This window comes from Actinotalea alkalitolerans (genome assembly GCF_023369855.1).
GTDB lineage: Bacteria > Actinomycetota > Actinomycetes > Actinomycetales > Cellulomonadaceae > Actinotalea.
In genome coordinates, this window is sequence record NZ_JAMBPP010000005.1 from 230,887 (window position 1) to 253,336 (window position 22,450).

Here is a 22,450-nt window from a genome sequence, read left to right on the forward strand (position 1 = left end):
CTCCGTGCTCCACGACGACCCGTCCGCGGGTGACCGGGGTCGCGGGACGGCGCAGGTGGGCGACCGCCGTCGTGCCTAGCCGCACAGGCCGATGAACGCACCGAGCTCCTCCAGCATCTCTGGTCGGGTGGGCAGGTGGTCGGTGAGATCGGCCGAGTGGACGACGATCGCGCACCACTGCCCGCGGGAGACCGCCACGTTGACGCGGTTGCGGTTGAGCAGGAACTCCATGCCGCGGGGCACGTCGTCGGCCGACGACGCCGCCGTCGTGACCAGCACCACCGCCGCCTGCTGTCCCTGGAACCGGTCGACGGTACCCACGCGCACCGCGCTCAGGCCGGCCGAGTCCAGGGCCCGGCGCACCGTCCACACCTGGGCGTTGTAGGCCGCCACCACGATGACGTCCCGCGCGGCGAGCGGACGTCCTTCCCGGGTCGCCGGGTCGCTCGAGGCGGGGTCGCGCCAGGTGCGTCCGATGACCGCCTGGGCCTGGTCGACGACCACCGCCGCCTCCTCGGTCGAGGCGACCGCGTTGCCGGTGTGCGGCACGCGGATCCCCCGGACCCCCGGTGCGACACCGTCCAGGTCCCGTTCGGCGGTGCAGGGCATGCTCGTGAGCCGACCCTCGTACGCCAGGCGCGACACCGCGTCGCACAGGTCGGGGTGCATGCGCCAGGTCCGGGCCAGGAAGTAGCCCAGGTGCGCGGGCAGGGTGTCGTGACCGTCGGTCAACCAGCCCAGGGCCGAGGTGTCCACCGGCTCGGGGTGACGCCCCTGGCTCACCTGGGGCAGCTGCTGCGGATCGCCGAGCAGCAGCAGGTTCCGGGCCGAGTCCGCGACCGCCAGGGTGTTCGCCAGGGAGAACTGACCGGCCTCGTCGACGACCAGCAGGTCGAGCGGCTCGGCAGGACGGCGTCGGGCGTTGGTCAGGTCCCACATGGTGCCGCCCAGCACGAACCCGCCCGGCTGGCGTGCGACGAACTGCCCGAACTCCGGATCCTTGCGCAGCCAGGTCCAGGGTGCGTCGAGCACGTCTCCGTGGGGCTTCTTGCCGATCGCCGAGGCCTCGACCCCCGCCTCCGCGACCCCGCGCAGCAGGTTCTCGACCACCGCGTGGGACTGGGCGACCACCCCCACCCGCCAGCCCTGCTCGACCAGGGAGGCGATCACCCGCGCACCGGTGTACGTCTTGCCCGTCCCCGGGGGGCCCTGCACGGCCAGGTAGGACCCGTCCAGGTCGAGCAGCGCCGCGGTGATCGCCTCGACGTAGGCCCCCGCCCCCGCGCCGACGACCGGCAGCGGCCCGCCGGTGCGGGTGCGGGGCGGCACCCGCCGCAGCAGGTCGATCGCGGGGTGGTCGGGGAGTGCGGGCAGGCCGGCCACGACCCTGTCGGCCAGGGAGCGGATCGCTGCCGCGATGCCCGCGGTGCTCGGCGGGACACCGGGCCCCAGGGCCATCGGCACGGCGTCGTGCAGGTCGGCGCCACCGGGGAGGGTGTCCTGGACCACGAGGACGTCCCGCCCGCCGGCCGCCGAGGCCTCGGCGCTCACCTCCTGGACCTCGATCGAGAACGTCCACCCACGGATCCCGTTCTGCGAGGTCTGCGCGCAGCCCGGCAGCGGCCGGTCGTAGATCGCCGACGCCGCGGCACCGGCGCGCAGCTCGCTCCCCGGTTCGAGGCGGCCGACCAGCCGCAGCCGTCGGCGCGGGTTCCGCTTGCCGGGCGGCACGTGCCACGGCTCCAGCACGGTGGCCTCGTCGGCGACGAAGGTGCTGCGTGCCTCGGTCCACTCCGACGGGTCGCTGACCAGGCGGTCGAAGTGGGCCCACCAGAACGGCTTGACCTCTCGCCAGTGGTAGCCGAGGGCAGCGGCCAGGAGTGCCGCGGCCTGCTGGTCCGGGGTGCGCGTCATCGAGCCGGGCTGTCCGCGTAGGCGAGCAGGGCCTCGGCGGTGGGGTCGTGGTCGGGCGCGCCGTCGGCCGCGTGCACCTCGGCGGCGTCAGCCTCGTCCGTGGTCGCGCCGACCGGGTCGCGGGGGCTCACCCCGTGCTCGGCGGCGCGGGCCAGCAACCAGTCACGCAGCCGCAGGGTCGAGAGGCAGTCGTACTCGTTGTAGCGGGCGATCTCGGCGAGCCTGTCCTGCCACTCCTGGGTGCGGCCGGCCTCGCGCACCGCGCACGCCTCGGCGTACTCCACGATCGAGTCCCCGGCGGTAGTGACCTCACCCGTCCGGGCGACCTCCATGTACAGGGGTTCGAGCTTCTTCAGGGAGTAGCTGTCCTGGCCCGTCCGCAGGGACGCCCGCACGGTGGCGTACAGGTCGACCAGCACGCCGTCGGCGAGCAGCCCGTCGACCTCCGCCTCACCGGTGCCGTGGCGCCCGGCCAGTCGCAGGAGGGCGGTCTTCTCGTAGGGCGCGTAGTGGTAGACGTGCATCCCGGGGAAGCGGGAGCGGCGCTCGGCCAGGTAGTCCAGGAAGGCGCGCAGGGCAACCTTCTCCTGGGCACGGTCGTGCGCCCAGAAGGAGACGAAAGGCGGGGTCGCGCGCGGGGACGGCGGGTTCTCGACCACGCCGAACAGGTACTCCAGACCCCAGTCCGCGGGGACCCCCGGAGCTGTGGGCGCGGCCCACAACGGGTCGCCCTCGAAGTCGAAGAACAGGTCCCCGGGGTCGGGGGCCGGCAGGTCACCCACGGCCTCGGGGGCGAAGAGCTCGAACACCACCGCACCGCCGGGCCCCGCGGCGTCGTCGGCCGGCCACTGCCTGACCTGGAGCCTGGCCTGAGCGCGCAGCGAGACCAGGGCCGCCGAGCCGATGCCCTCGACCGGCCCGGTGCTCGCGGCGAGGTCGTCGATCGTCCGGACGGCGGCGGTGCGCAGCCGCGCCCGCTGGGTGGTGCGCATCCCCGCCACGAGCAGGACGTCGCGACGGGCCGTCACCTCGGGGGTGCACAGGTCGCACCGCAGGCAGGCGCGGTACCGCTCGTCCCCCCAGGCCAGCGGGGAACCGGCGGCCTGCTGCTCGTCGAGGATCGTCTGGAGCCGTGCACGGCGTTCACGGTAGACCGGCAGCAGGTCGGCCAGGCGGTGCTCGGTGACGGTCCGGTCCCCCAGGATCAGGTGGACGTGGTCGGAGACCGCGATCCCCGAGGCGAGCATCTGGTCGGCGTACGCCGCGAGCTGCAGCAGAGCGGTGATCTTGGCGTGCCGGGCCAGCTTGGTGTCGTAGACCGCGTACGCCGGCTCACCCGCGGCGGGCACGCGGACCAGGAAGTCGGCCCATCCCCCGAACCTGCCGTCGAAGAAGCCGGCCTGGAAGACGACGTCGGCCCCTGCCCGCAGCGTCGCGACGGTCTCGGCGTGCTTGGCCTCGAGGGTCGCGCGGTCGGCGTACCGGTCCGTGGGGCGGTCGATCAGCGCGACGCCGGTGCCGGACGCCGGGTCCCAGGGCCCGAAGGTCGCCAGGTACTCCCCGAGCACGGTCTCCTCGTGGCGGTCACCCAGTCGCGCGGCACGGTCGAGCATCGCGTCGGCGGCGAGCTCGAGCGGCTCGATCCGGCCGAGCCGCGCGTCGAGCGAGCGCAGCACCGCGAACTCGCACGCCGCGGCGTTCGCCAGGTCGCTCGCGCTGTACACGAGGGCGCCGTCGTCGAGGAGGAACATGCCGCGAGGCTAGCCCCGAGCACGGACACGACCGGCGCGGACCGGAGAGGATCCTGTCGCTGCGGTGACCCCGGCCCTACTGTTCGAGCACCGGACGTCGTCGGTCGACGACGTCGATCACCTGCGACGGAGCGGAGCATGCCATGGGTGGACGTGCGCGATCTCGCCTCCCGGGCTGGTGGCCGGCCCCCGCTGCTGCGCTGAGCCTCGTCGTCGGCGCCCTCGTCGGGTGGGGAGCGGGGGCCGTCATGCTTGCGACCTCCGACCCCGCCGACGGCTGGGCAGACCTGGCCGCGGTGGTCGTGGGGCAGCTCGTCGGGGTCGTCGTCACGATCGGGGTCTGGGTCGCCGTCGTGGTGCGCGCGGCGTGGGTGCTGTACCCCCGGGGACGACGGCTGCGCGTGGTCCTGGTCTCGCTGGGGGCCGCCGTCGCGACCGTGGTCGGGGCCTCCGCCGTGCTGTCCGCGTCGGCCGTCGGTGAGACCGTTCGACTGGAGACCGCCGGGGTGGTGATCCTCGTGACGGTGCTCGTCGTCCCGGTGGTGACCGGCCTGCTGTTCGCCCGCCACACCCGCGTCGTCAGCCACGACTCCGGTGTCGTCGGCCTGCACCCGACATGACAGAGGGTGGGCGCCGCCGGAGCGACGCCCACCCTCTGGTCGAACCGGACCGGGCTAGACGGACGTGCGCGAGCCGTCGTTGCTGGACGTCCCTGACGCCCCCGCCGAGTCGGTCACGCTCGAGATCAGCTGGGACAGGTCCAGGCCGGTCAGCTGCTTGACGACCTCCTGGCCCTGGGCGAGCACCGAGGTCACGTTCTTGGTGATCGCCGAGGCGCCGTCGGTCGAGATCACGGTCATGTTCTGGATCGAGCCGATCGGCTCGGCCGCAGCCCGCACGATCTCGGGAAGCCGGGAGATGACCTCCTGGGCGATGGCCGCCTGGCCGTACTTCTTGAGCGCCTCGGCCTTGGCGTCGGTGGCGACCGCCTCGGCGCGACCCTCGGCCTCGGTGGCCGCGGCACGCGCCTCACCCTGGGCGCGGATACCTGCGGCGAGAGCGACCTGCCGGTCACGCTCGGCCTCACCGGCACGACGGACCGTCTCGGCCGCAGCCTCGGCGTCCTGCAGGGCCGCGGTCTTGTTCGCCTCGGCGATCGTCTTGCGCTTGTACGCCTCGGCCTCGGTCGCGGCGTTGGTCGCGTCACGCTCGGCGTTGGCCTGCTGGACCGCGGCGTACGCGGCGGCCTCGGCCGGCTTGCGGACGTCGATGTCGAGCTGCTCCTCGGTCACCCGGGCCTGCTCCGCGAGGGCCTGACGCTGCTCGGCCGCGACGATCCTGTCCTGCTCGGCGCGGGCGAGCTGACCCGCGGCCTCGGCCTCGGCGTTGGCACGGTCGGTCTGCGCCTTGATCGTGGCCTTCTTGAGGTCCAGGGCCTTCTGCCGCTCGGCGATCTGCTCGGCCGCCTCGATCACGGCGAACTCGGAGACCCGCTGCGCCTCGGCCTCGGAGACCTCGGCGACCTGACGGGCGCGGGCGTTCTCGGCACGACCCAGGTTGGCCAGGTAGTCCGACCCGGGCGTGGAGATGTCGGAGATGTTGAGCAGGTCGACCTGCAGGCCCTGCTCGGACAGGTCGGTCTTGGTCGAGTCGACGACCCGGTCCGAGAGGCCCTTGCGGTCGGAGATGATCTGCTCGATCGTCATGTCGCCGACGATCGAGCGCAGCGAGCCCTCGAGGGACTCCTTGATGATCTCGGTCAGCGTGCCCTGCTGGGAGAGGAAGCGCTGGGCGGCGCGACGCACACCCTCCTCGTCACCGCGGACCTTGAAGTTGATCGAGGCCTTGATCGCGATCTTGATGCGGTTCTTGTCGACGCCCTCGACGGTGATGCCGATCTGGCGCTGCTCGAGCGAGATCGGGAAGCCCTGCTGAAGGATCGGCCAGACGAAGACCCGCCCGCCGACGACGACGCGCTGGCCCGAGTCCGCGGCGGCCGCCTTGCGACCGGCACCCCGCCCCACGATGATCAGCGCCTCGTTGGGGGGCACCCGTCGGATGCGCTTGGCGATGAAGCCGACGATCGCAGCGGCGGCGATCGCCAGTGCCACCACCGAGATCACGGTCACCGTGTCGGCGGCGAGATCGAGAAAACCATTCACGCGGGAGACCTCTTTCGGGTTCGGTACTGCGTCAGACGTCGTGGATCGGGGGGGTCGTGGTCGGTGCGGGCGCGACCTTGACGCGGCTGCCGGACTGCTCGACCACGACGATGCGTGCGCCGCTCGGGATGGTCACGTCGGCCCAGGCGAGCCGACGTTCGACCTCGTGCGGGTCGTCGAGGCTGACCTCGCCGTTGCTGTGGGGGGTGATCGTGGAGGTCACGACCCCGCCGCCGCCGGTGAGCGTGCGGGGCTGGCCGTCCTCGGTGTCACGCAGCTGCTTGATGACCAGCTGGACGCCGATCACCGCGATCACCGCCACGACCGCTGAGGCGACGTAGGCCCAGACGGTGGGCAGGCCGTTCGCCGTGACGATGGCACCGATGGCCCCGAAGGCCACGGCCCCTGCGCCGAGCGAGGTGCCGGACAGTGCGCCGTCGCCGAGCTCGAAGACGTCCCCCAGCGGGAGGGAGATGAGCAGCAGGAGCATCCCGACGGCTCCGATGATGATGAAGGTGATCATGTCCTGGTGGTCCCGCCGTCCCCTGCCCGTGCGTGCACTGGTCTGTGCGAACCCTAGCGGGCTGCCCGGACGCGCCGGGCGCGAACCCGGCGTGATCCCGGGCTCGGGCTGCTCCACCGGGCGGGTGATGTTCGGCCCGGGTCGGTGTTCTGGTTCAGGGCCGGGCCGCACCGGTCGATCAGGACGGTAGAGGCAGCCGTAAGGCACGGCTGCACGGCACAGGAGGTGGGTCATGGCGCAGACGATGCTGGCCCCGAAGGGTGCGAGCGGCCCCGTCCCCGCGGCGGTCGTGCTCCACGGCAGCCACCCCCTGCGCGGGTACCCGGTGACGTGGCACATCACCCCGGTGACCGACCGTGCGGGCACCCGGGGGATGTACCGGGTCGAGCGCGCCGACGGGGAGATCCACGACCCGCTGGTGTGGCGGCTCGCGGAGAAGGACGTGGACGTCATGGCACGGGCCGAGGTGCAGGCGCTGGTCCGCCACGCCCGTCGCTGAGCGCGTCCGTCAGCGCCCTCCCCGTGACACCCATCGCAGCGACCAGCAGTCCTCGTTGGGTCGCCACGGGTTGGTGCGCCGCAGGATCTCGTCTGGTCCACGACCCGCGTGGAGGCCCAGGTCGCGCTCCACGTCGGGCGGCATCATCAGCTCGCCCACCACGTACACGAAGAGGCCCTCGACGGTCAGCCGCTCATCGAGACGTCCCGGCCCCACGAGGTACCCGTGCAGCTCGAGGTCGACCGGGTGGCGCACGGCCGCCAGCAGCAGGGCGCCCAGGGTCGGCGCGTCGTCCGACCGGTCGGCGAGGCGCTCGACGGGTAGTCGCTCGAGCAGGAGCGCGGAGCCGGCGGCATCCAGACCGGCGAAGCCGACGAGCCCTGACGGGCTGGCCGGCATCTCGGTCAGGTAGGGGTCGATGACGTCCGGGACACCGGCGTCGAGCAGCCAGCCACGCGCTCCGTTCTCGCCCTGCCGGGGCTCGTGGGGGTCGGCGAGCACCTCGTCCAGCTGGTGCTGCCACAGGGTGGCCAAGGTCCGTCGTGGGTTCATGGTGCCTCGTCGTCCGGGGTCGGGACGACGACCGTGCCGTGGTGGGCGGCCAGCCCGCCAGACAGCTACCCCTCCCCTGTGGACAGCACCACCGCCCCCAGCCCCAACCTCCCCACCCCGTCCCACCCCGTCCCCACGCTGACGACGCACATCTGCACCGACGTCGCACTGGCGCACGTGCGTCCTCGGTGCGGATGTGCGACCTCGGCGAAGGGTGGGTCAGGAGCGCAGTGCTTCGCGGAGCTTCATGCGTCCGCCGGTGTGCAGCACGCCGCGCTGGTAGATGCGGGCCGCGAGCCAGATCAGTGCCGGGATGGTGAGCAGCGAGACGCTGATGGCCAACGGCATCTCCCAGGGCGCCAGGGCGCCCAACGCGTCCCTGGTCGGCATCATGAAGGGCGAGAAGAACGGCACCTGCGACAGGACGCGCACCAGCGTGCTGTCGGGGGTGTTCGGCACCAGGAAGAGCGTGGCGTAGAAGGGCACGAACAGCAGGAACATCAGCGGGGTGGTCACCGAGCCGATGTCCTCCTGGCGCGAGACGAGCGCGGCCAGCCCGCCGAAGAGCAGCGCGTAGATGGTGTAGCCGATGAGGAACCAGATCACCAGCCACACCAGGGCGATGCCGATGTTCAGGTCGGCGACGTCGCCGAAGTCCAGCACGAGGGCGGACACCCCCGCGGCCCCGCCGAGCAGCACCACCTGGAACAGCCCGTAGACGCCGATGCCGAGGATCTTCCCGGTGAGCAGCTGGCTGGGCTTGATCGTGGCGAGCAGGATCTCGACCACGCGTGAGGTCTTCTCCTCGACGACTCCCACGGAGATCAACGAGCCCGAGCCGATCAGGGCGAAGAGCAGCAGCGAGATCACGACCAGCGAGACGAAGTAGGCCGGTCCGTAGAAGCCGCCGCCCTCGTCACCGTCGACCTCCTCGACGGACTCCACCTGGGGCGCGGCCCCCGCGATCGCGGCCTCGAGGGCGGCGGCGTCCCCACCCAGCGCCCCGAGCTCCTCGGCGAGCACCCACGACTGCGCGGCCTCGGTGACCAGGGCCAGCAGCTGCATGTCGGGCTGGGAGGCGACGAGCATCCGTGGCGCGGACGGCTCACCGTCCAGGAAGGCGTCGAGCTGGAGGTCGCCGTCCCCGACCAGCTGCGTCTGGGCCTCCTCGACCGTCAGGGTGGTCAGCTCGAGGGTCACGTCCTGCTCCGCGGCGGCGGCCTCGAGGTCGCCCTGCAACGGGGTGACGCTCTCGGCGACCGCGAGGTAGGTCACCGGTGGCTCGCTGTCGCGGTTCATGAAGTAGGCGGCGACACCCGTGCCGATCGCGATGACCGCGAGCATCACGGACAGCGAGATGATGTTGGCCTTGGTCAGCATGCGCGTCTTGATCTCGCGCCGGGCGACCATCCAGACGACCCCGGCGGAGCTCATGCGGCCTCCTCGTCGCGGGTGTCGGCCGGTGACCCGGCCGGGGAGTCCTCGGCGCTGACGACGTCACGGAACCTGTCGGCCAGGGTGGGACGCACGCGGGAGAACTCCCGCACGGACCCCAGGGCCAGGGCACGGCCGAGCAGCTGCTGCTCCGCGGAGTCGTGGCTGTCCGAGAGCTCGACGACGACGGTCCCGGGCCGCCCGGGCACGGCCCGCGCCCGCGCGCCCGGGACGGCCTCGGCGAGGGCCAGCACGGCGTCGGGCTCGGCGTGGACGTCGAGCAACCACTGCGGGCGGTCGGTGGTGCGCAGCTCGTCGATGGTGCCCAGCGCCTCCATCGTCCCGGAGCGGATGATCCCCACCCGGTCGCACAGGCGCTCGACCAGGTCGAGCTGGTGCGAGGAGAAGATGACCGGGACGCCCGCCTGGGCGCGCTCGCGCAGGACGGCGCTCATGACGTCGACCGCCACGGGGTCCAGGCCGGAGAACGGCTCGTCGAGGACCAGGACGTCGGGGTCGTGGACCAGGGCTGCGGCGAGCTGGACCCGCTGCTGGTTGCCCAACGAGAGCTTCTCGACCGGGTCACCCCGACGCGCCCCCACACCCAGCCGGTCCGTCCAGAGGTCGACGGCGGTGGTGGCCTCGGCGGCGCTCATCCCGTGCAGCCGGGCGAGGTACACGAGCTGTTCGCCGACCTTCATCTTCGGGTACAGGCCCCGCTCCTCGGGCATGTACCCGACACGCCGGCGTGCGTCGAGGTCCAGCTCGACGCCGTTCCAGCGGACCTGGCCCGAGTCGGCGGCGAGCACACCGAGCATGATCCGCATCGCGGTGGTCTTGCCCGCGCCGTTGGACCCGACAAAGCCGAAGATCTCCCCGGCGCGCACGTCGAAGGTCAGGTCACTCAGGGCTCGGAGGTGGGTGTAGGTCTTGTTGAGGTGATCGATCTCCAGGACGCTCACCGTTCCAACGTATCAACGCACCCGGTTCAGGACCTGCCGAGGACCCAGCCGGCAGGTGCGGCGAGGGCGTCGGCCTCGGCCGGCCCCCAGCTCCCCGGGGCGTAAGGCAACGGCTCGGGCCGGGCGGGGCCGAGCAGCGGCTCGAAGGCCGCCCAGGCGTCGGCCAGTCCCCGGGGGGTGGTGAACAGCGTGCGGTCGCCGACGAGCACGTCGTGCAGCAGCGAGGCGTAGGCGGGCAGCGTGTCCCCGGTCTCGACGTCGCCGAGGTCCAGTCGGGCGGTGCCGGTCGCCAGCGCCAGGTCGGGACCGGGGCGCTTGACGTTGGCGGTGACCTCGATCGAGCCGTCGCCCGCGAGGGACAGGCTGACGCAGCCGGGTGCGACGCCGTCGCCGAAGATCTCGACCGGGTCGCGCCGCAGCACCAGGGAGACCCGTTGGGCCGAGGCGGCCATGCGCTTGCCGGTGCGCAGCAGGAACGGCACCCCGCGCCACCGCTCGTTGTCGATCCACAGCCGGGCGGCGACGAACGTGTCGGTGGTCGAGTCGTCGGCGACGCCCTCGATGTCGCGGTACCCCTCGAACTGGCCCAGGACGACGTCGTCGGCCTCGAGGGGGCGGAAGCAGCCGATGACCTCCTCGCGGACCCGGGCGAGGTCGTCCGCGGCCAGGGCACGGGGCGGCTCCATGGCGACCTGGGCGGCCACCTGGAACAGGTGGGTCACGAGCATGTCGAGCGCAGCGCCGGTCTCGTCGTAGAACTCGGCGCGCTGGTCCACGTCGAGGGTCTCAGGGACGTCGATCTGCACCTGCGTGACGTGGTGGCGGTCCCAGATGCTGCCGAAGAGCTCGTTGGCGAAGCGCAGGACGTGCAGGTTCTGGACCGCCTCCTTGCCCAGGAAGTGATCGATGCGGAACACCTGCTTCTCGTCGAAGACCTCGTGCACCACACCGTCCAGCTCGCGGAAGGACTCGGGTGAGGTCCCGTAGGGCTTCTCGTAGACGATGCGGACACCGTCGGTGAGGTCGTGGGCGTCCAGGGCGCGGGTCAGCGGGATGAACGCCGTGGGCGGCACCGCCAGGTAGTGCACGACGTCGACGTCCTGGGGAGCGTGGTCGTCGCCGGCCACGAGCTCGCACAGCTCGGCCAGGAGCTCGGGCAGGTTGCCGGCGTCCTCCTCGGTGACCTCGCGGGCCCAGCGCGAGTGCCTGACGACGGCGTCTGCGGCGTCGGCGGCGTCCTGGTCGATGTCGCCACCGTCGTCCTCGTCGCCGAACTCCTTGATCGCCTCCTGGATCAGCGTGGCGAACTCGTCGTCGGTCTGGTCGTTGCGACCGGTCCCGAGCAGGGCCCAGCGCTCGGGCAGCAGGCCGCGCCGTTGCAGGGTCGCCAGGGCCGGCAGGACGAGACGGCGTGAGAGGTCGCCGCGGGCCCCGTGCAGGACGAGGACCAGCGGCGCCGGTGAGCTCCCCGCGCCCGACGCAGGGTCGGGGATGTCATCGGTCAGGTCGTCGGTCGACGTCATCGGGGCCGCCAAGAGGTGAGGTGGGGTGGGCGTCTCGACGCTACGTCGATCCACCGGCTCCCGCGCGTCGGTCACTCGGCGCGGGTCGGCCAGTCCTCGGCGGAGACCCCGCGGACGACCCATCCGGTCCCGGTGCGCTCCATCGTGAGGACGAAGAGGCGGTGCTGCGTCGGGATCATCCAGTGCGGCTGCGCCTCGTCCACCGCAGACGTCACCACGCTCTGCTCGACCCCGAACTGCACGTAGGTGAAGGGGTCGCTGCGGTGGTACCAGCTGTCGAGGTGCACTACTCGCAGTGACGCGTGGGTGATGTCGTACCCCTCGGCGTCCGCCGGTGCGACGGTGAGGCGCGGATCGGCGACGAGAAGAGGGCAGAACCCGCACTGGGCACCGGAGATCTCCTCGAGCAGGACCGTGCCGCTTCCTGCCATGGCGTCGTTCCACGCCGCGAAGAAGAGGAGCCCGGTGCTCATGGCCCCCCCGAGTGAGGGATCGAAGCGGATCTCCTCGATGTCCGACGGCTCGAGGCGCGAACCGGTCGGGTAGATGAGCTGATCGTCCGATGCCGGGGGGTCGAGCCTCTCGAGCGCCACCGGCATCACACCCCACGCCTGCAGCAGTGACTCTGCCGCGGCCGTGCCGAGCCCACCGTCGTCGGCCTCGGCGGGCGCAGCAGGTGGTGACGGCCGCACCGGCTCGACATCGGTCTCGGGTGCGCCATCGGCCTCAGATGCTGCGCTGGGAGCCTCCTGCTCGGGGGACCCCCAGGCGGCGAGCACCCCGAGCGCCATCAGCGGCAGGACCAGCACCATGAGGAGCAGCGGTCGTGGGCGCAGGGCGAGGCGAGTCGTCATGCGGAGCAGCCAAGCCGGATCGACCCGTCGTCGGGCTGGGGGGCCCGTTCGGTCGGGGGTGAGGGGTGCACGCGTGCGCCTGTGGATGACTGGAGGGAATCCCGCCGAGCGCCCACGGGTTGTCCTCACACAGGGCGAGGTCGTGTCCTCGCGAGTCGAAGGAGACCCACATGACCGTCACCGCACGTCTGAACGGGGTGGAGGTCGCGCGCAGCGACCGCACCGTGATCGTCGAGGGCAACCACTACTTCCCGCCCGACGACGTCCGGTGGGACCTGCTGACGCCGACCTCCCGCACGAGCGTCTGCCCATGGAAGGGCACCGCGAGCTACTGGTCGGTGCGCGGGGGTGATGAGGTCGCGGAGGACGCCGCGTGGGCGTACCCGACACCCAAGGATGCCGCCGCCGAGATCCGTGACCACGTCGCCTTCTGGCGCGGGGTCGTGGTGCGAGAGGAGTCGTGACGGTGGTGGTCGTGACCCGCGCCGGCCGCACCGCACCTCGCCGCCAGCTGCTGGCGTTGCTCGCCACTGCCTGCCTCGCGCTCGCGGGGTGCGCGGCGGGTGACGGGCCGGCCGCGCAGGACCCGCCGTCGGACGGCGCGACGTCGCCGTCCGCACCGGCCACCGAAGGCACCCCCACCCCGGGCGACGAGGCGGGCGGCGACACCGACGTCGAGCCCGGCACCGCCGACCCCGATGGTCCGCTGACCTTCACCGCGACCACCCTCGACGGCGTCACGGTCGACGCCTCCACCTTCGCGGGCGAGCCCGTGGTCCTGTGGTTCTGGGCGCCGTGGTGCTCGATCTGCCGGGCCGAAGCGCCCGACGTCGTCGACGTGGTGGCCGACCTCGACGGTCAGGTCACGTTCCTGGGCGTCCCCGGGCTGGGCGAGGAGGACGCGATGCGGTCGTTCGTCGACGACACCTCGACCGGGACCTTCGAGCACCTCGTCGACGCCGACGGTGCTCTCTGGCAGCGCTTCGGCGTGGTCAACCAGCCGGCGTACGCGTTCGTGTCGGCCGACGGCACCGTCGAGGTCCACGCCGGGGCGCTCGGGGCCGACGCCCTGCGCGAACGCGCCGCACAGCTCACCACCGGCTGACCGTGATCGACCCGGCGGTCCTGACCCTCGCGCTGGTCGCCGGGGCGGTCGCGGCGTTCAACCCCTGCGGCTTCGCGCTCCTGCCCGCGTACCTGACGATGCTCGTGTCCGGCCCGGGCGGGCAGCAGGGTGCCGCCGTCGCCCGGGCGCTGCGCTTCACCGCCGGGATGACGGTGGGGTTCGTCGCGGTCTTCGGCGGGTTCGCACTCCTGGTCGCGCCGTTCGCCCTGTCCCTCGAGCGATGGCTCCCGGTGCTGACGATCGTGATCGGCGTGGTGCTCATGGGTCTGGGCGTCTGGCTGCTCGCCGGACGGACCCTCGCCCTGCCGGCGCTCCGGCGTGGCGGGCGCGCACCGACAGGGTCGTGGGGATCGCAGGTCGGCTACGGGGTGACCTTCGCGCTGGTGTCGTTGTCCTGCACGATCGCTCCGTTCCTGGCGGTGACGACCGGGGCGCTGCGCAGCGGCAGCGTGGTCGGCGCCCTGTCCGCCTTCGTCGCCTACGCCGTCGGGATGGGCGCGGTGGTCGGGGTGCTCGCGGTCGCTGCGGCCACCGCGAGCGCGAGCGTCACCGCACGCCTGCGCCGGGCCGGGCCGGTGATCGCCCGGTCCAGCGGTGCGCTGCTGGTGCTGGCCGGTGGGTACGTCGCCTGGTACGGCTGGTTCGAGCTGCGCGTGCTCGCCGGGACCGGGACGGACGACCCGGTGATCGGCGCCGCCATCGGCGTCCAGGGGTGGCTGACCCGCGCGGTGATCGACCTCGGCACCGGTGGTGTCCTCGTCGGGCTGGGTGTCGTGCTGGTCGCGGCGGCCGTGGTCGCGGTGCGCGGTGCGCGTCGTCGGGCGAGCGTGGCACGAGCGGCCGCCGACCCGTCATGACCCACGGTGTGGTCAGGGCGTGCAGCGCCCTCGATGACGTGCCAGCATCGAGTCTCAGCACGAGCGCGGGGGGCGGTACCGGATGGGCACGACGGGCGAGCGGGGATCTCGGCGAGCCTCGGCCGCCCTGGTCCTGGCGCTGACGACGGCACTGGTCCTGTCTGGGTGCGGCGCCGGGGACGGGGAGGTCGTGGGCGGCACACCGACCGAGAGCGTCACCACCCAGGACCAGCCTCTGCTCCAGGTCAGCTCCTCGGGCGGCTACACGCTCTTCGGGACCGACTTCTCGACCGTGGCCCAGCTGACCGTGTACCCCGACGGGCGCGCCGTGACCCACGGCCCGCAGATCGCGATCTACCCGCCACCGGCGCTGCCCTCCCTGCAGCTGCACACGCTGCGGGAGGCCGACGTCGACGCACTGGTCGACCTCGCACGGGAGGCCCGCCTGCTGGCCGACGGCCCCGACTACGGCAGCCCACCTGTCGCGGACGCCCCGGTCACGAGCGTGACGCTCCGGGTGGACGGCTCGACCTATCTCCACGAGGTCGACGGCCTGGGCGTCGAGGGCCTCGAGGACACATCCCTGCCGGGGGTGAGCCCCCAGGCCCGTGAGGCCCGCGAGGTGCTCAGCACGTTCGTCCAGGACGCGCAGGAGCTCGTCACGGCCGCCGCCGACGGCGTGCCGTACCAGCCGGGTTCCTACGCCGTCCTTGTCCTGCCGGTCGACGACGTGACGAGCGATGACGGTGCCGAGCGCAATGGCGAGGGGAACGGCGCGGCCGCCCCGCCGGAGCCGACCGCCCCCGACAGGCCGACGGTGCTCCCGTGGACCGTCGACGGCGTGACGCTCGCGGACGCCGGGCAGTGCGTGCTCGTCACCGGGGACCAGGCGCGCGACCTGGAGGATGCGCTCGCGGACGCCGACCTGCTGACCCGCTTCGAGCAGGACGACGTCGTGTACGACGTCTGGGTGCGCCCCCTGCTGCCGGAGGAGCAGGGCTGCGCCGACGCCCAGCCGTGACCGCGGACCTCGGCCGGTCGGCGGACAGTGGACCTCAGCCCGTGACCGGCGCGAGGACTCAGCGCGTGCGTGGCGTGTCCTCGCGCAGCGCGGTGAGCACCGCGTCGATCCGCCGACGCCGGGTCTCGTCGGTCTTCGCGCCCTGGACGGCCAGGGCGTGCGCCTTCTGCCTGCTGGGCGACAGCGCGGAGAACGCGTCCTGCGCGCCGGCCTCCGCGAGGGCCTCCGCGAGCTCGGCCGGCAGGTCGACGGTGCGCGGCTCGAGGTCCACCTCGACCTCGACCTCGACGTCCTGCCCTCCGGCGACACCTGCTGCGGAACGGTTCTCGGCGCTCAGGGAGATGAGCGTCCGACCGCCCATCGTGGCCACCGTGCTGCGGTAGGTGTGATCGCCGACGGTGACCCGGACCGGTGGCCTGCGGCCCTGACCGAGGGCGACCAGGACGTCGTCGGGCACAGGGATGCCCGTGGTGGTCGGGCCGGTCTGCAGGATCGTGGTGCGGTACCTCACGTCGGGCTCCCGGCGGCGTGGGTGGCGTTGAGCTGACCGATCCGGATCGCGTTGCCGAACGGGTCGCGGATGCCGAAGTCGATGCCGTACGGCCGCTCGGTGGGCTCGTCGGTGACGTCCACACCACGGGCCGTGAGCTCGGCGTGGGCGGCGTGGGCGTCGGGGGTGCTCAGGCACAACCAGCCGCCCATCGCCCCCTTGGTCAGGAGCTCGCGGACCTGCTCGGCCGTCGCGGGGTCCATCGCGGGCGGGCCCGGGACCTCGAGCAGGATCTGATGACCCGGGTCGCCCGGCACGTGCACGGTGAGCCACCGCATGAAGCCGAGGTCCTGGTCGACGGCGACCTGCAGACCGAGGGTGTCGACGTAGAACGTCAGCGCCTGGTCCTGGTCGAGGACGAAGATCTGGGACTGCGTGATGGAGGTGAGCATGTCCTCGACGCTAGGGCCCGGCCCGCTCGGTGCCTTCTCCGAAATTGCTCGGTCTGGTCCACGCACGGGTGAAGCAGGTGGGGGCCCCGACGGCCGGGGGCAGACCTCGCATGCGCTGCCGGTACTGCGTCGGTGACTCCCCGACGACGTCGCGGAAGGTCCGGCTGAACGTCCCGAGGCTGGTGAAGCCCACCGTCATGCAGATGTCGGTCACGCTCGTCGGTGTCTCACGCAGCAGGGTCATGGCCCGCTCGATTCGCCGGCGCTGCAGGTAGCGGTGAGGGGTCTCGCCGAAGGTCGCCCGGAACGTCCGCACGAAGTGCGCCTCGGAGACGACGGCGATCGCCGCGAGGGTCGGGATGTCGAGGGGCTCGGCGTATGAGCGGTCCATCGCGTCGCGGGCACGCAGGAGCCGTCGGTTCTGCTCCTCGACGGCGCGGCCCACGGTCGTATCTCACCATCGTGCGGCCGGTGCCGCGACGGTGCGATGCTGCGTCGACCGGCGGGAGGGTTCCGCCCACTGATGAGGGAGCCACGTGACGACCTACCTCGGCATCGACCTGGCCTGGGGGGTGCGGGCCCGCACGGGGCTCGCCGTCCTCGACGAGACGGGTCGGCTGGTGGCCTCCTGCTCGGTCCGCACCGACGAGGAGATCGCCGCGTTCGTCGAGGCCGCGTCGCCGCAGGACTGCGTCGTGGCGATCGACGCGCCGCTGGTCGTCCCCAACCTCACCGGTCGACGCGTGTGCGAGGCCCTGGTCAGCCGCGAGTTCGGGCCCTACGACGCGGGCGCCTACCCGGCGAACCGCAGCAACCCGCACTTCGACCCGCCGCGTGCGCTGAGCCTCGCGCGACGGTTCGGCTGGGAGATCGACCCGGCCGTGCAGCCGGGGCGGGGGGCCGTCGCGATCGAGGTGTACCCGCACCCCGCGATGGTGACCCTCTTCGGCCTCGCGACGGTCCTGCCCTACAAGGCGCGCGCGGGTCGTGACCTCGAGTCGTTGCGGGCCGCGTTCCTGCAGCTGTTCGCCCACCTCGAGCGGGTCTGCGACGCGACCCTGCAGCTGTCGACCTCGACCCGGTGGCGCGAGCTGCGGGAGTCCGTCCGCACGGCGGGGCGCAAGAGCGAGCTCGGCGTCGTCGAGGACGAGGTCGACGCGATCCTGTGCGCGTACCTGGCCTGGTTGTGGGGCCGACGCGACCCGGGCATGCGGGTGCTGGGCGATGTCACCACGGGCTACATCGTGGTGCCGGGTCACCCGACCGTCCCTCCGGCGCGGGCGCCCCGGGTCCGTGCGTCGGCCGCGGCGGCGCGTGAGGTGGTGGTCTCGGAGATGGTGGTCCGCGAGCACCGGATCACGGTCCCGGTCGACCGGGCGCACCCTGACCGGTACCCGCCGATCGAGGTCTTCGCGCGCGAGATCCTCGACCCCGCGCGGCCGGACCTGCCCCTGCTGCTCTTCCTGCAGGGCGGGCCCGGGGGTCAGGGCCCTCGGCCGGGGCCGACGGGCTGGTGGCGCACCGCGTTGCGCACCCACCGGGTGGTGCTGCTCGACCAGCGCGGGACGGGTCGGTCGTCACGCGTCGACGGTCGCCTGGTCGCAGGGCTCATGCCGCAGGATGCCGCCGACTACCTCGCGTGCTTCCGCGCGGACGCGATCGTCGCCGACGCCGAGGACCTGCGCCGCACCGTCTACGGCGGGCAGCAGTGGTCGACCCTCGGCCAGTCCTACGGCGGGTTCGTCACGCTCACCTACCTGTCGCGCCACCCGCAGGCCCTGACCGCCTGCTACGTCACGGGCGGCCTGCCGGGCCTGCACGCCGACGCCGAGGAGGTGTATCGCCGCACCTACCCGCGGCAGCTGGCCCGCAACGCCGAGCTCGCCGCACGCCACCCGCAGGACGTCGAGCTGCTGGGTCGGATCGCGGACCGCCTGGCGGTGGGCGACGTCGTCCTGCCGAACGGGGACCCGCTGACGGTGCGGCGCCTGCAGCTGCTGGGGATGTCACTGGGGATGAGCACCGGCGTGGACGACCTGCACTGGTTGCTGGACACCGCGGTCGGGCCGACGGGTGAGCCGACGGACGCCTTCCTCGCGGAGGTCGCGACCCGCACCGGGTTCGACGCCAACCCGCTGTACGCGGTGCTCCAGGAGGTCATCTACCACCAGGGTGCGCGCGCCGGCGGGTGGGCGGCCGACGCCGAACGCGCCCGCTGGGCGGAGCTCGGGCCGGGCCACCGTCCGCTCCGGCTGACCGGGGAGGGGTTCTTCCCGTGGATGTTCGAGGAGATCCGGGCGCTGCGCCCGTTCGCGGCGGCGACCGAGCTGCTCGCGGCGCGTACCGAGTGGCCCGAGCTCTACGACACGGCGCGGCTCGCAGCCAACGAGGTGCCGGTCGCCGCCGTGCAGTACACCCGCGACCCGTACGTCGACCTGGACCTGGCGCTGGGCACCGCCGACGCCGTCGGGAACCTGAGGGTGTGGGTGACCGACGAGCACCTGCACGACGGGCTCCGGGTGGCCGGCGACACGATCCTGCCGCGGCTGATCGAGCTCGCGACCTGAGGGCTCGTGGTCTAGGGGAAGACCGCTGCGTACCCGGGCACGCTGCTGGCGAGGGTCGGCGCGAGAAGCAGCCCGAGCAGGAAGGCCCAGCCTCCGGTGAGTCGGCGCTGCGCGGGTGGCAGCTGACCCTTGACCCACCACGGCGTCGGCTCGAGGACCACGAAGACCAGCCACAGCGGCGGTACGTACATGCACAGCCAGAACCACGCCCACTTGGTCGCCAGGCGCGGCTGCGGGCCGAGGACGAGCAGCAGGAACGCCCCGATGCCCCCGATGCTCATCAGGTGCCAGGTGGTGCCCTGGGGCCCGAGGTAGCTGTGGGTCACCAGCACAGGCGTTCCGGTGCGTGCTGCCGTCTCGAGCACGGCTCGCCCCTCGTCCAGGACGGGCGGGGCGCTGCCGTCCTGCGCCGAGCGGTACTCGTACGAGGCGTAGCCGGGCCTGCCGGTACCGCTCCACTCGACCCGGAACGAACCGTGGGCCTGGGCGTCCTCGTGCGGTCGTTCGATGGTCACGCTGGTGACCTGGCCGGTGTACAGGGCCTCGAGGAGGTGCTCCACGGACCGTTCAGCCGGCTCGGAGAGGGTCTGCAGCAGACCCACGACCATCATCACCGCGAGGGCGACCCGCACCACCAGCACCAAGGGGTGCTGGGCGGCCGGTGGCCAGGGTGCCTCCGGCGGGACGAGAGAGGTCGGGCCGTCGAGGGGCACGGACGGGTGGTGCGTCGGAACCCCCCGCTCGTCGCTCACCCGACCACCCTAGGAGTCGAAGGGCGCCGCGGGGAAGAAGATCACCGGAGGTCTCCAGCCGGGCGTCCGACCCGCGGCATGGCCAGGGCGACGAAGGCCGTCACCAGGGCGACCCCCGCGACCGCGACGAAGACCGCGGTCGCCGCGACGCCGAACTCCTGCGGCGCCTCGGTCGCGCTCTGCCCGCGCATCAGGGCGTTGACCAGGGCGCCCAGGGCGGCGACCCCCACGGCGCTGCCGATCGACCGGGCGAACATGTTGGCCCCGGTGACCACGCCGCGCTCACCCCAGCCGACGCTCGACTGCGCGGCGATGAGGCTCGGTGAGGCCACGAGTCCCAGGCCCAGTCCCATGACGAAGCAGCAGAGGCCGACGACCGCGAGCGACGGCTCGGTCGAGGTGATGGCCAGGGCCGCGCTGCTCGAGACCACCACGGCCGTGCCGATCAGCACGGTGGTGCGGAACCCGTAGCGCAGGTACAGCCGGCCCGACTGGGAGGCGGCGATCGGCCACCCGATGGTCAGCATCGCCAGGGTCAGGCCGGAGACCAGCGGTGAGACACCGAGCAGCGCCTCGAGGTAGGTCGGGACGTAGGTGGTGACCCCGAAGAGGACCACGCCGACGCCGACGCCGATCGCGGCCGTGGTGCCCAGCAGGCGGCGGGACAGCACCCACAGCGGCAGCACGGGCTCGGGGGCGTGGCGCTCGACCAGGACGAACGCCACCAGGAGGGTCAGGCCCGCCGCGAACGCAATGATGCTCGGGGCCGACACCCACGCCCACGCGTTGCCGCCCTCGAGCAGGGCGAGGATCACCAGGCTCAACGAGAGGGTCAGCAGGATGCCCCCGGCCCAGTCGACCGGCCGGCGACGGCGCTCGACGGTCTCGTGGTGGAACCGGACCAGCAGCCAGCCCGCGGCCAGGCACAGCGGGACGTTGACGAAGAAGATCCAGTGCCACGAGGCGAACTCCGAGAACAGCCCACCCAGGGTGGGTCCGACCACGGCGGAGATGCCCCAGACGCTCGCGATGTACCCCTGGGCCTTGGCGCGCTCGGCCACCGTGTAGATGTCCCCGGCGATGGTGATGGCCATGGGTTGTACGGCCCCGGCGCCCAGGCCCTGGACCGCGCGGAACGCGATGAGGGCCGGCATGCTCCACGCGAAGCCGCACAGGATCGAGCCGAGCAGGAACAGCCCGACGCCGAACAGGATCACCGGCTTGCGGCCGATGCTGTCGGAGATCTTGGAGTAGATCGGGACCGAGACCGCCTGGGTGAGCAGGTAGATCGAGAACAGCCACGGGAAGCTCGAGAAGCCACCGAGGTCGGCGACGATGGTCGGGATGGCCGTGGCGAGGATCGTCGCGTCGATCGCGATGAGGCCGGTGGTCACCATGAGGGCGACGAGGATCGGCCCACGGTCGGAGCGGAATCCCACGGCGGCGGTGCTCACGTTGCTCAGGGTGCGGCCCTCCGGTCGTGGCCGTCCGATGGCGGCGACGTGTAGCAACGGTGGGCCGGCCCGCCGCATTCCGACGTCGAGGGCCCGGCGTCAGCGGGTCACGAGCTCCTCGCCGACGGCGAGACGCCGGTAGGCGGTCCTGCCGAGGGAACCCATGAGCCGGTCGACGAGCCCGATGCCGATCTCGCTGAGCAGGGCGTCGTGGATCGGCACGGCGGTGCGGGGCGCGACGGCGCGGACGTGGTCGACGGCCTCGCTGATCTTGAGCCAGGGCGCGCTCACGGGGACGAGCATGACCTCGACCTGCGGACCGCCGGCCGCCGGGACCGTGAACGAGTCACCGGGGTGGAGCACGGTGCCCTCGACCAGGTAGGCGACGTTGACCGGGGTCGGGACGTCGGGGTGGACGACGGCGTGGGTGTCGCCGAGCACCTCGACGGCCAGGGTGGCAGCGGTGAACCGGTCGCCGGCTCGGACCTCGTGCAGGCGCTCGCGATCCGTACCGGCGTCGGCGAGCAGCTCCACGACGGGCGCCGGTGCCCAGACCCCGACCCCGGCCCGGTTCTCCAGGGCCTGGACCAGCGGTTCGACGGCCACGTGGTCGGGGTGCTCGTGGGTGATGAGCACGGCGTCGGCACCGGCGAGCACGGTGAGGTCCGAGAACCCGCCGGGATCGATGACCAGGACGTTCCCGTCACGGCTGAGCCGGACGCACGAGTGTCCCCAGAGGGTGAGGTTCATGGGGGTCAGCCTGCCACCGGGGCCCGACCCTCACGAGCCGAGACCCGAGGCTGACGGTGCGTCCCGCGACGCACCATCAGGTGGCGAGGTCCGCCAGGACGTAGGAGTCGGGGTCGGGGGTCGAGGCGATGGTGCGCTCGGCGTGGGCCACCGCGGAGGCGGCGTCGTCGTGCACGGCCTCGAAGGGGTCGAGGGCGAAGGCGGGTGCCCGTGTCGCGACCACGTACAGCACGCGGGAGCCCCGACCGGGCTCGGAGTACAGGGTCGGGACGACCAGGACGTGGCTGCGGCCGGTGGCGTCGGCCCGGTCGATCAGGTCGTAGACCGCCTCGGTCCGGGCCCGCGTCTCGACCTGACCGCCCGCGGGAGAGGCGAGACGCTCGCCGAGGGCGAACAGGTCGCTGCTCAGCGCGAGGGGGGTGCCGGCTGCCGGGTCCACGGCGTACCTGGTCCCGTCGCTGGCGAGGTACACGCGGAAGCCGACGTGCAGCGCCGCGTCGACGTCCTCCTGCGTGGGCAGCAGGGTGTCGTGCGAGAGGTCGGGGTCGATCACCGGCGCGGGGTCGGCGATCTCGTTCGTGGTGTCGAGGGTCTCGACCTGCCCGGCGCTCGTGGCGCTCTGGACGCCGGCAGCCGGACCTGTCCCCATGCCCGCCGCCCACCCGGCGAGCACCAGGATCGCGGTCGTCGTCAGGCCGGCCAGGGCGGCGAGGGGAAGGGATCGGGGCATACGGCGCTCCTCAGGGGGTGACACGCCGTCGCGTGTCTGGGTGCCCATCGGCCCGGCAGGAGTCTTCGTGAGAGGTG

The 22,450-nt window shown here is 72.7% G+C and carries 23 protein-coding genes; 7 read left to right on the top strand and 16 right to left on the bottom strand.

The features are described from left to right. Nucleotides 1-75: 75 nt before the first annotated feature. A complete protein-coding gene (locus M1R94_RS20670; RefSeq protein ID WP_308199890.1) occupies nt 76-1,914 on the bottom strand; it encodes an ATP-binding protein in 1,839 nt (612 codons plus the stop codon). Continuing rightward, nucleotides 1,911-3,665: a TM0106 family RecB-like putative nuclease gene (locus M1R94_RS20675; protein ID WP_308199891.1), complete on the bottom strand. Its 1,755-nt coding sequence runs from the start codon at nt 3,663-3,665 to the stop codon at nt 1,911-1,913. Before M1R94_RS20675 ends, M1R94_RS20670 begins: the two co-directional genes overlap by 4 nt. Nucleotides 3,666-3,808: 143 nt before the next feature. Here M1R94_RS20675 and M1R94_RS08070 point away from each other — a divergent pair, with 143 nt between their 5' ends. Beyond that, nucleotides 3,809-4,285 (top strand): hypothetical protein, encoded by a 477-nt coding sequence (locus M1R94_RS08070; protein ID WP_249381153.1) that lies wholly within the window; start codon nt 3,809-3,811, stop codon nt 4,283-4,285. Nucleotides 4,286-4,339: 54 nt separating this feature from the next. On the opposite strand, the gene M1R94_RS08075 is transcribed toward M1R94_RS08070, so the two are convergent. Then, a complete protein-coding gene (locus M1R94_RS08075; protein ID WP_249381154.1) occupies nt 4,340-5,827 on the bottom strand; it encodes an SPFH domain-containing protein in 1,488 nt (495 codons plus the stop codon). 31 nt (nt 5,828-5,858) lie between these two features. Then, complete coding sequence (locus M1R94_RS08080; RefSeq protein WP_249381155.1) at nt 5,859-6,350, bottom strand: NfeD family protein; 492 nt, start codon at nt 6,348-6,350, stop codon at nt 5,859-5,861. A gap of 232 nt (nt 6,351-6,582) precedes the next feature. On the opposite strand from M1R94_RS08080, the gene M1R94_RS08085 reads away from it, so the two are divergent. Continuing rightward, nucleotides 6,583-6,849: a hypothetical protein gene (locus tag M1R94_RS08085; RefSeq protein WP_249381156.1), complete on the top strand. Its 267-nt coding sequence runs from the start codon at nt 6,583-6,585 to the stop codon at nt 6,847-6,849. 9 nt (nt 6,850-6,858) lie between these two features. On the opposite strand, the gene M1R94_RS08090 is transcribed toward M1R94_RS08085, so the two are convergent. From M1R94_RS08090 to M1R94_RS08110, 5 genes are all read right to left on the bottom strand, one after another. Then, entirely contained in the window at nt 6,859-7,401 is a 543-nt protein-coding gene (locus M1R94_RS08090; protein ID WP_249381157.1) for a hypothetical protein, read from the bottom strand. Between the two features lie 219 nt (nt 7,402-7,620). Further along, complete coding sequence (locus M1R94_RS08095) at nt 7,621-8,835, bottom strand: ABC transporter permease (protein WP_249381158.1); 1,215 nt, start codon at nt 8,833-8,835, stop codon at nt 7,621-7,623. Further along, entirely contained in the window at nt 8,832-9,797 is a 966-nt protein-coding gene (locus tag M1R94_RS08100; protein ID WP_249381159.1) for an ABC transporter ATP-binding protein, read from the bottom strand. The genes M1R94_RS08095 and M1R94_RS08100 overlap by 4 nt, the downstream gene beginning before the upstream one ends. Before the next feature lie 26 nt (nt 9,798-9,823). Beyond that, nucleotides 9,824-11,320 (bottom strand): glucose-6-phosphate dehydrogenase, encoded by a 1,497-nt coding sequence (locus M1R94_RS08105; protein WP_249381160.1) that lies wholly within the window; start codon nt 11,318-11,320, stop codon nt 9,824-9,826. 71 nt (nt 11,321-11,391) lie between these two features. Then, nucleotides 11,392-12,174: a hypothetical protein gene (locus M1R94_RS08110; protein WP_249381161.1), complete on the bottom strand. Its 783-nt coding sequence runs from the start codon at nt 12,172-12,174 to the stop codon at nt 11,392-11,394. Between the two features lie 170 nt (nt 12,175-12,344). On the opposite strand from M1R94_RS08110, the gene M1R94_RS08115 reads away from it, so the two are divergent. The 4 genes from M1R94_RS08115 to M1R94_RS08130 all read left to right on the top strand — a co-directional run bounded on the left by M1R94_RS08115 (nt 12,345) and on the right by M1R94_RS08130 (nt 15,178). Next, on the top strand, nt 12,345-12,638 hold the full coding sequence (locus tag M1R94_RS08115; RefSeq protein ID WP_249381162.1) for a DUF427 domain-containing protein: 294 nt from the start codon (nt 12,345-12,347) through the stop codon (nt 12,636-12,638). Then, nucleotides 12,635-13,279, top strand: coding sequence for a redoxin domain-containing protein (locus M1R94_RS08120; protein WP_249381163.1), 645 nt, complete (start codon nt 12,635-12,637; stop codon nt 13,277-13,279). The genes M1R94_RS08115 and M1R94_RS08120 overlap by 4 nt, the downstream gene beginning before the upstream one ends. A gap of 2 nt (nt 13,280-13,281) precedes the next feature. After that, on the top strand, nt 13,282-14,157 hold the full coding sequence (locus tag M1R94_RS08125; RefSeq protein WP_249381164.1) for a cytochrome c biogenesis CcdA family protein: 876 nt from the start codon (nt 13,282-13,284) through the stop codon (nt 14,155-14,157). Nucleotides 14,158-14,239: 82 nt separating this feature from the next. Next, nucleotides 14,240-15,178 (top strand): hypothetical protein, encoded by a 939-nt coding sequence (locus M1R94_RS08130; RefSeq protein WP_249381165.1) that lies wholly within the window; start codon nt 14,240-14,242, stop codon nt 15,176-15,178. A gap of 58 nt (nt 15,179-15,236) precedes the next feature. On the opposite strand, the gene M1R94_RS08135 is transcribed toward M1R94_RS08130, so the two are convergent. The 3 genes from M1R94_RS08135 to M1R94_RS08145 are packed head-to-tail and all read right to left on the bottom strand — an operon-like array spanning nt 15,237 to nt 16,565. Continuing rightward, nucleotides 15,237-15,689 carry a YdeI/OmpD-associated family protein gene (locus tag M1R94_RS08135; RefSeq protein WP_249381166.1) on the bottom strand — a complete coding sequence of 151 codons (453 nt, stop codon included), beginning with the start codon at nt 15,687-15,689 and terminating at the stop codon, nt 15,237-15,239. Next, nucleotides 15,686-16,120, bottom strand: coding sequence for a VOC family protein (locus M1R94_RS08140; RefSeq protein WP_249381167.1), 435 nt, complete (start codon nt 16,118-16,120; stop codon nt 15,686-15,688). The genes M1R94_RS08135 and M1R94_RS08140 overlap by 4 nt, the downstream gene beginning before the upstream one ends. 10 nt (nt 16,121-16,130) lie before the next feature. Then, complete coding sequence (locus M1R94_RS08145) at nt 16,131-16,565, bottom strand: helix-turn-helix domain-containing protein (RefSeq protein WP_249381168.1); 435 nt, start codon at nt 16,563-16,565, stop codon at nt 16,131-16,133. A gap of 91 nt (nt 16,566-16,656) precedes the next feature. Between M1R94_RS08145 and M1R94_RS20680 the strand changes: the two genes are divergently transcribed. Beyond that, entirely contained in the window at nt 16,657-18,687 is a 2,031-nt protein-coding gene (locus M1R94_RS20680; protein ID WP_308199892.1) for an alpha/beta fold hydrolase, read from the top strand. Nucleotides 18,688-18,698: 11 nt separating this feature from the next. Here the strand turns inward: M1R94_RS20680 and M1R94_RS08160 are convergent, their stop codons facing one another. The 4 genes from M1R94_RS08160 to M1R94_RS08175 form a co-directional block, all read right to left on the bottom strand. Beyond that, complete coding sequence (locus tag M1R94_RS08160) at nt 18,699-19,439, bottom strand: hypothetical protein (protein WP_249381169.1); 741 nt, start codon at nt 19,437-19,439, stop codon at nt 18,699-18,701. Nucleotides 19,440-19,480: 41 nt separating this feature from the next. Then, on the bottom strand, nt 19,481-20,902 hold the full coding sequence (locus M1R94_RS08165) for an MFS transporter (RefSeq protein ID WP_249381263.1): 1,422 nt from the start codon (nt 20,900-20,902) through the stop codon (nt 19,481-19,483). 90 nt (nt 20,903-20,992) lie between these two features. Continuing rightward, the gene (locus tag M1R94_RS08170) at nt 20,993-21,643 is read right to left on the bottom strand and encodes an MBL fold metallo-hydrolase (RefSeq protein WP_249381170.1); all 651 of its coding nucleotides are present in this window, start codon (nt 21,641-21,643) and stop codon (nt 20,993-20,995) included. Nucleotides 21,644-21,719: 76 nt separating this feature from the next. Then, a complete protein-coding gene (locus tag M1R94_RS08175) occupies nt 21,720-22,373 on the bottom strand; it encodes a hypothetical protein (protein WP_249381171.1) in 654 nt (217 codons plus the stop codon). Between the last annotated feature and the right edge of the window lie 77 nt (nt 22,374-22,450).

Coding starts and splice junctions, on each gene's coding strand:
- M1R94_RS08110 (WP_249381161.1), bottom strand. CDS start 12,174: ATGACGACTCGCCTCGCCCTGCGCCCACGACCGCTGCTCCTCATGGTG.
- M1R94_RS08130 (WP_249381165.1), top strand. CDS start 14,240: ATGGGCACGACGGGCGAGCGGGGATCTCGGCGAGCCTCGGCCGCCCTG.
- M1R94_RS08090 (WP_249381157.1), bottom strand. CDS start 7,401: ATGAACCCACGACGGACCTTGGCCACCCTGTGGCAGCACCAGCTGGAC.
- M1R94_RS08080 (WP_249381155.1), bottom strand. CDS start 6,350: ATGATCACCTTCATCATCATCGGAGCCGTCGGGATGCTCCTGCTGCTC.
- M1R94_RS08085 (WP_249381156.1), top strand. CDS start 6,583: ATGGCGCAGACGATGCTGGCCCCGAAGGGTGCGAGCGGCCCCGTCCCC.
- M1R94_RS08175 (WP_249381171.1), bottom strand. CDS start 22,373: ATGCCCCGATCCCTTCCCCTCGCCGCCCTGGCCGGCCTGACGACGACC.
- M1R94_RS20670 (WP_308199890.1), bottom strand. CDS start 1,914: ATGACGCGCACCCCGGACCAGCAGGCCGCGGCACTCCTGGCCGCTGCC.
- M1R94_RS08070 (WP_249381153.1), top strand. CDS start 3,809: ATGGGTGGACGTGCGCGATCTCGCCTCCCGGGCTGGTGGCCGGCCCCC.
- M1R94_RS20675 (WP_308199891.1), bottom strand. CDS start 3,665: ATGTTCCTCCTCGACGACGGCGCCCTCGTGTACAGCGCGAGCGACCTG.
- M1R94_RS08095 (WP_249381158.1), bottom strand. CDS start 8,835: ATGAGCTCCGCCGGGGTCGTCTGGATGGTCGCCCGGCGCGAGATCAAG.
- M1R94_RS08170 (WP_249381170.1), bottom strand. CDS start 21,643: ATGAACCTCACCCTCTGGGGACACTCGTGCGTCCGGCTCAGCCGTGAC.
- M1R94_RS08115 (WP_249381162.1), top strand. CDS start 12,345: ATGACCGTCACCGCACGTCTGAACGGGGTGGAGGTCGCGCGCAGCGAC.
- M1R94_RS08105 (WP_249381160.1), bottom strand. CDS start 11,320: ATGACGTCGACCGACGACCTGACCGATGACATCCCCGACCCTGCGTCG.
- M1R94_RS08140 (WP_249381167.1), bottom strand. CDS start 16,120: ATGCTCACCTCCATCACGCAGTCCCAGATCTTCGTCCTCGACCAGGAC.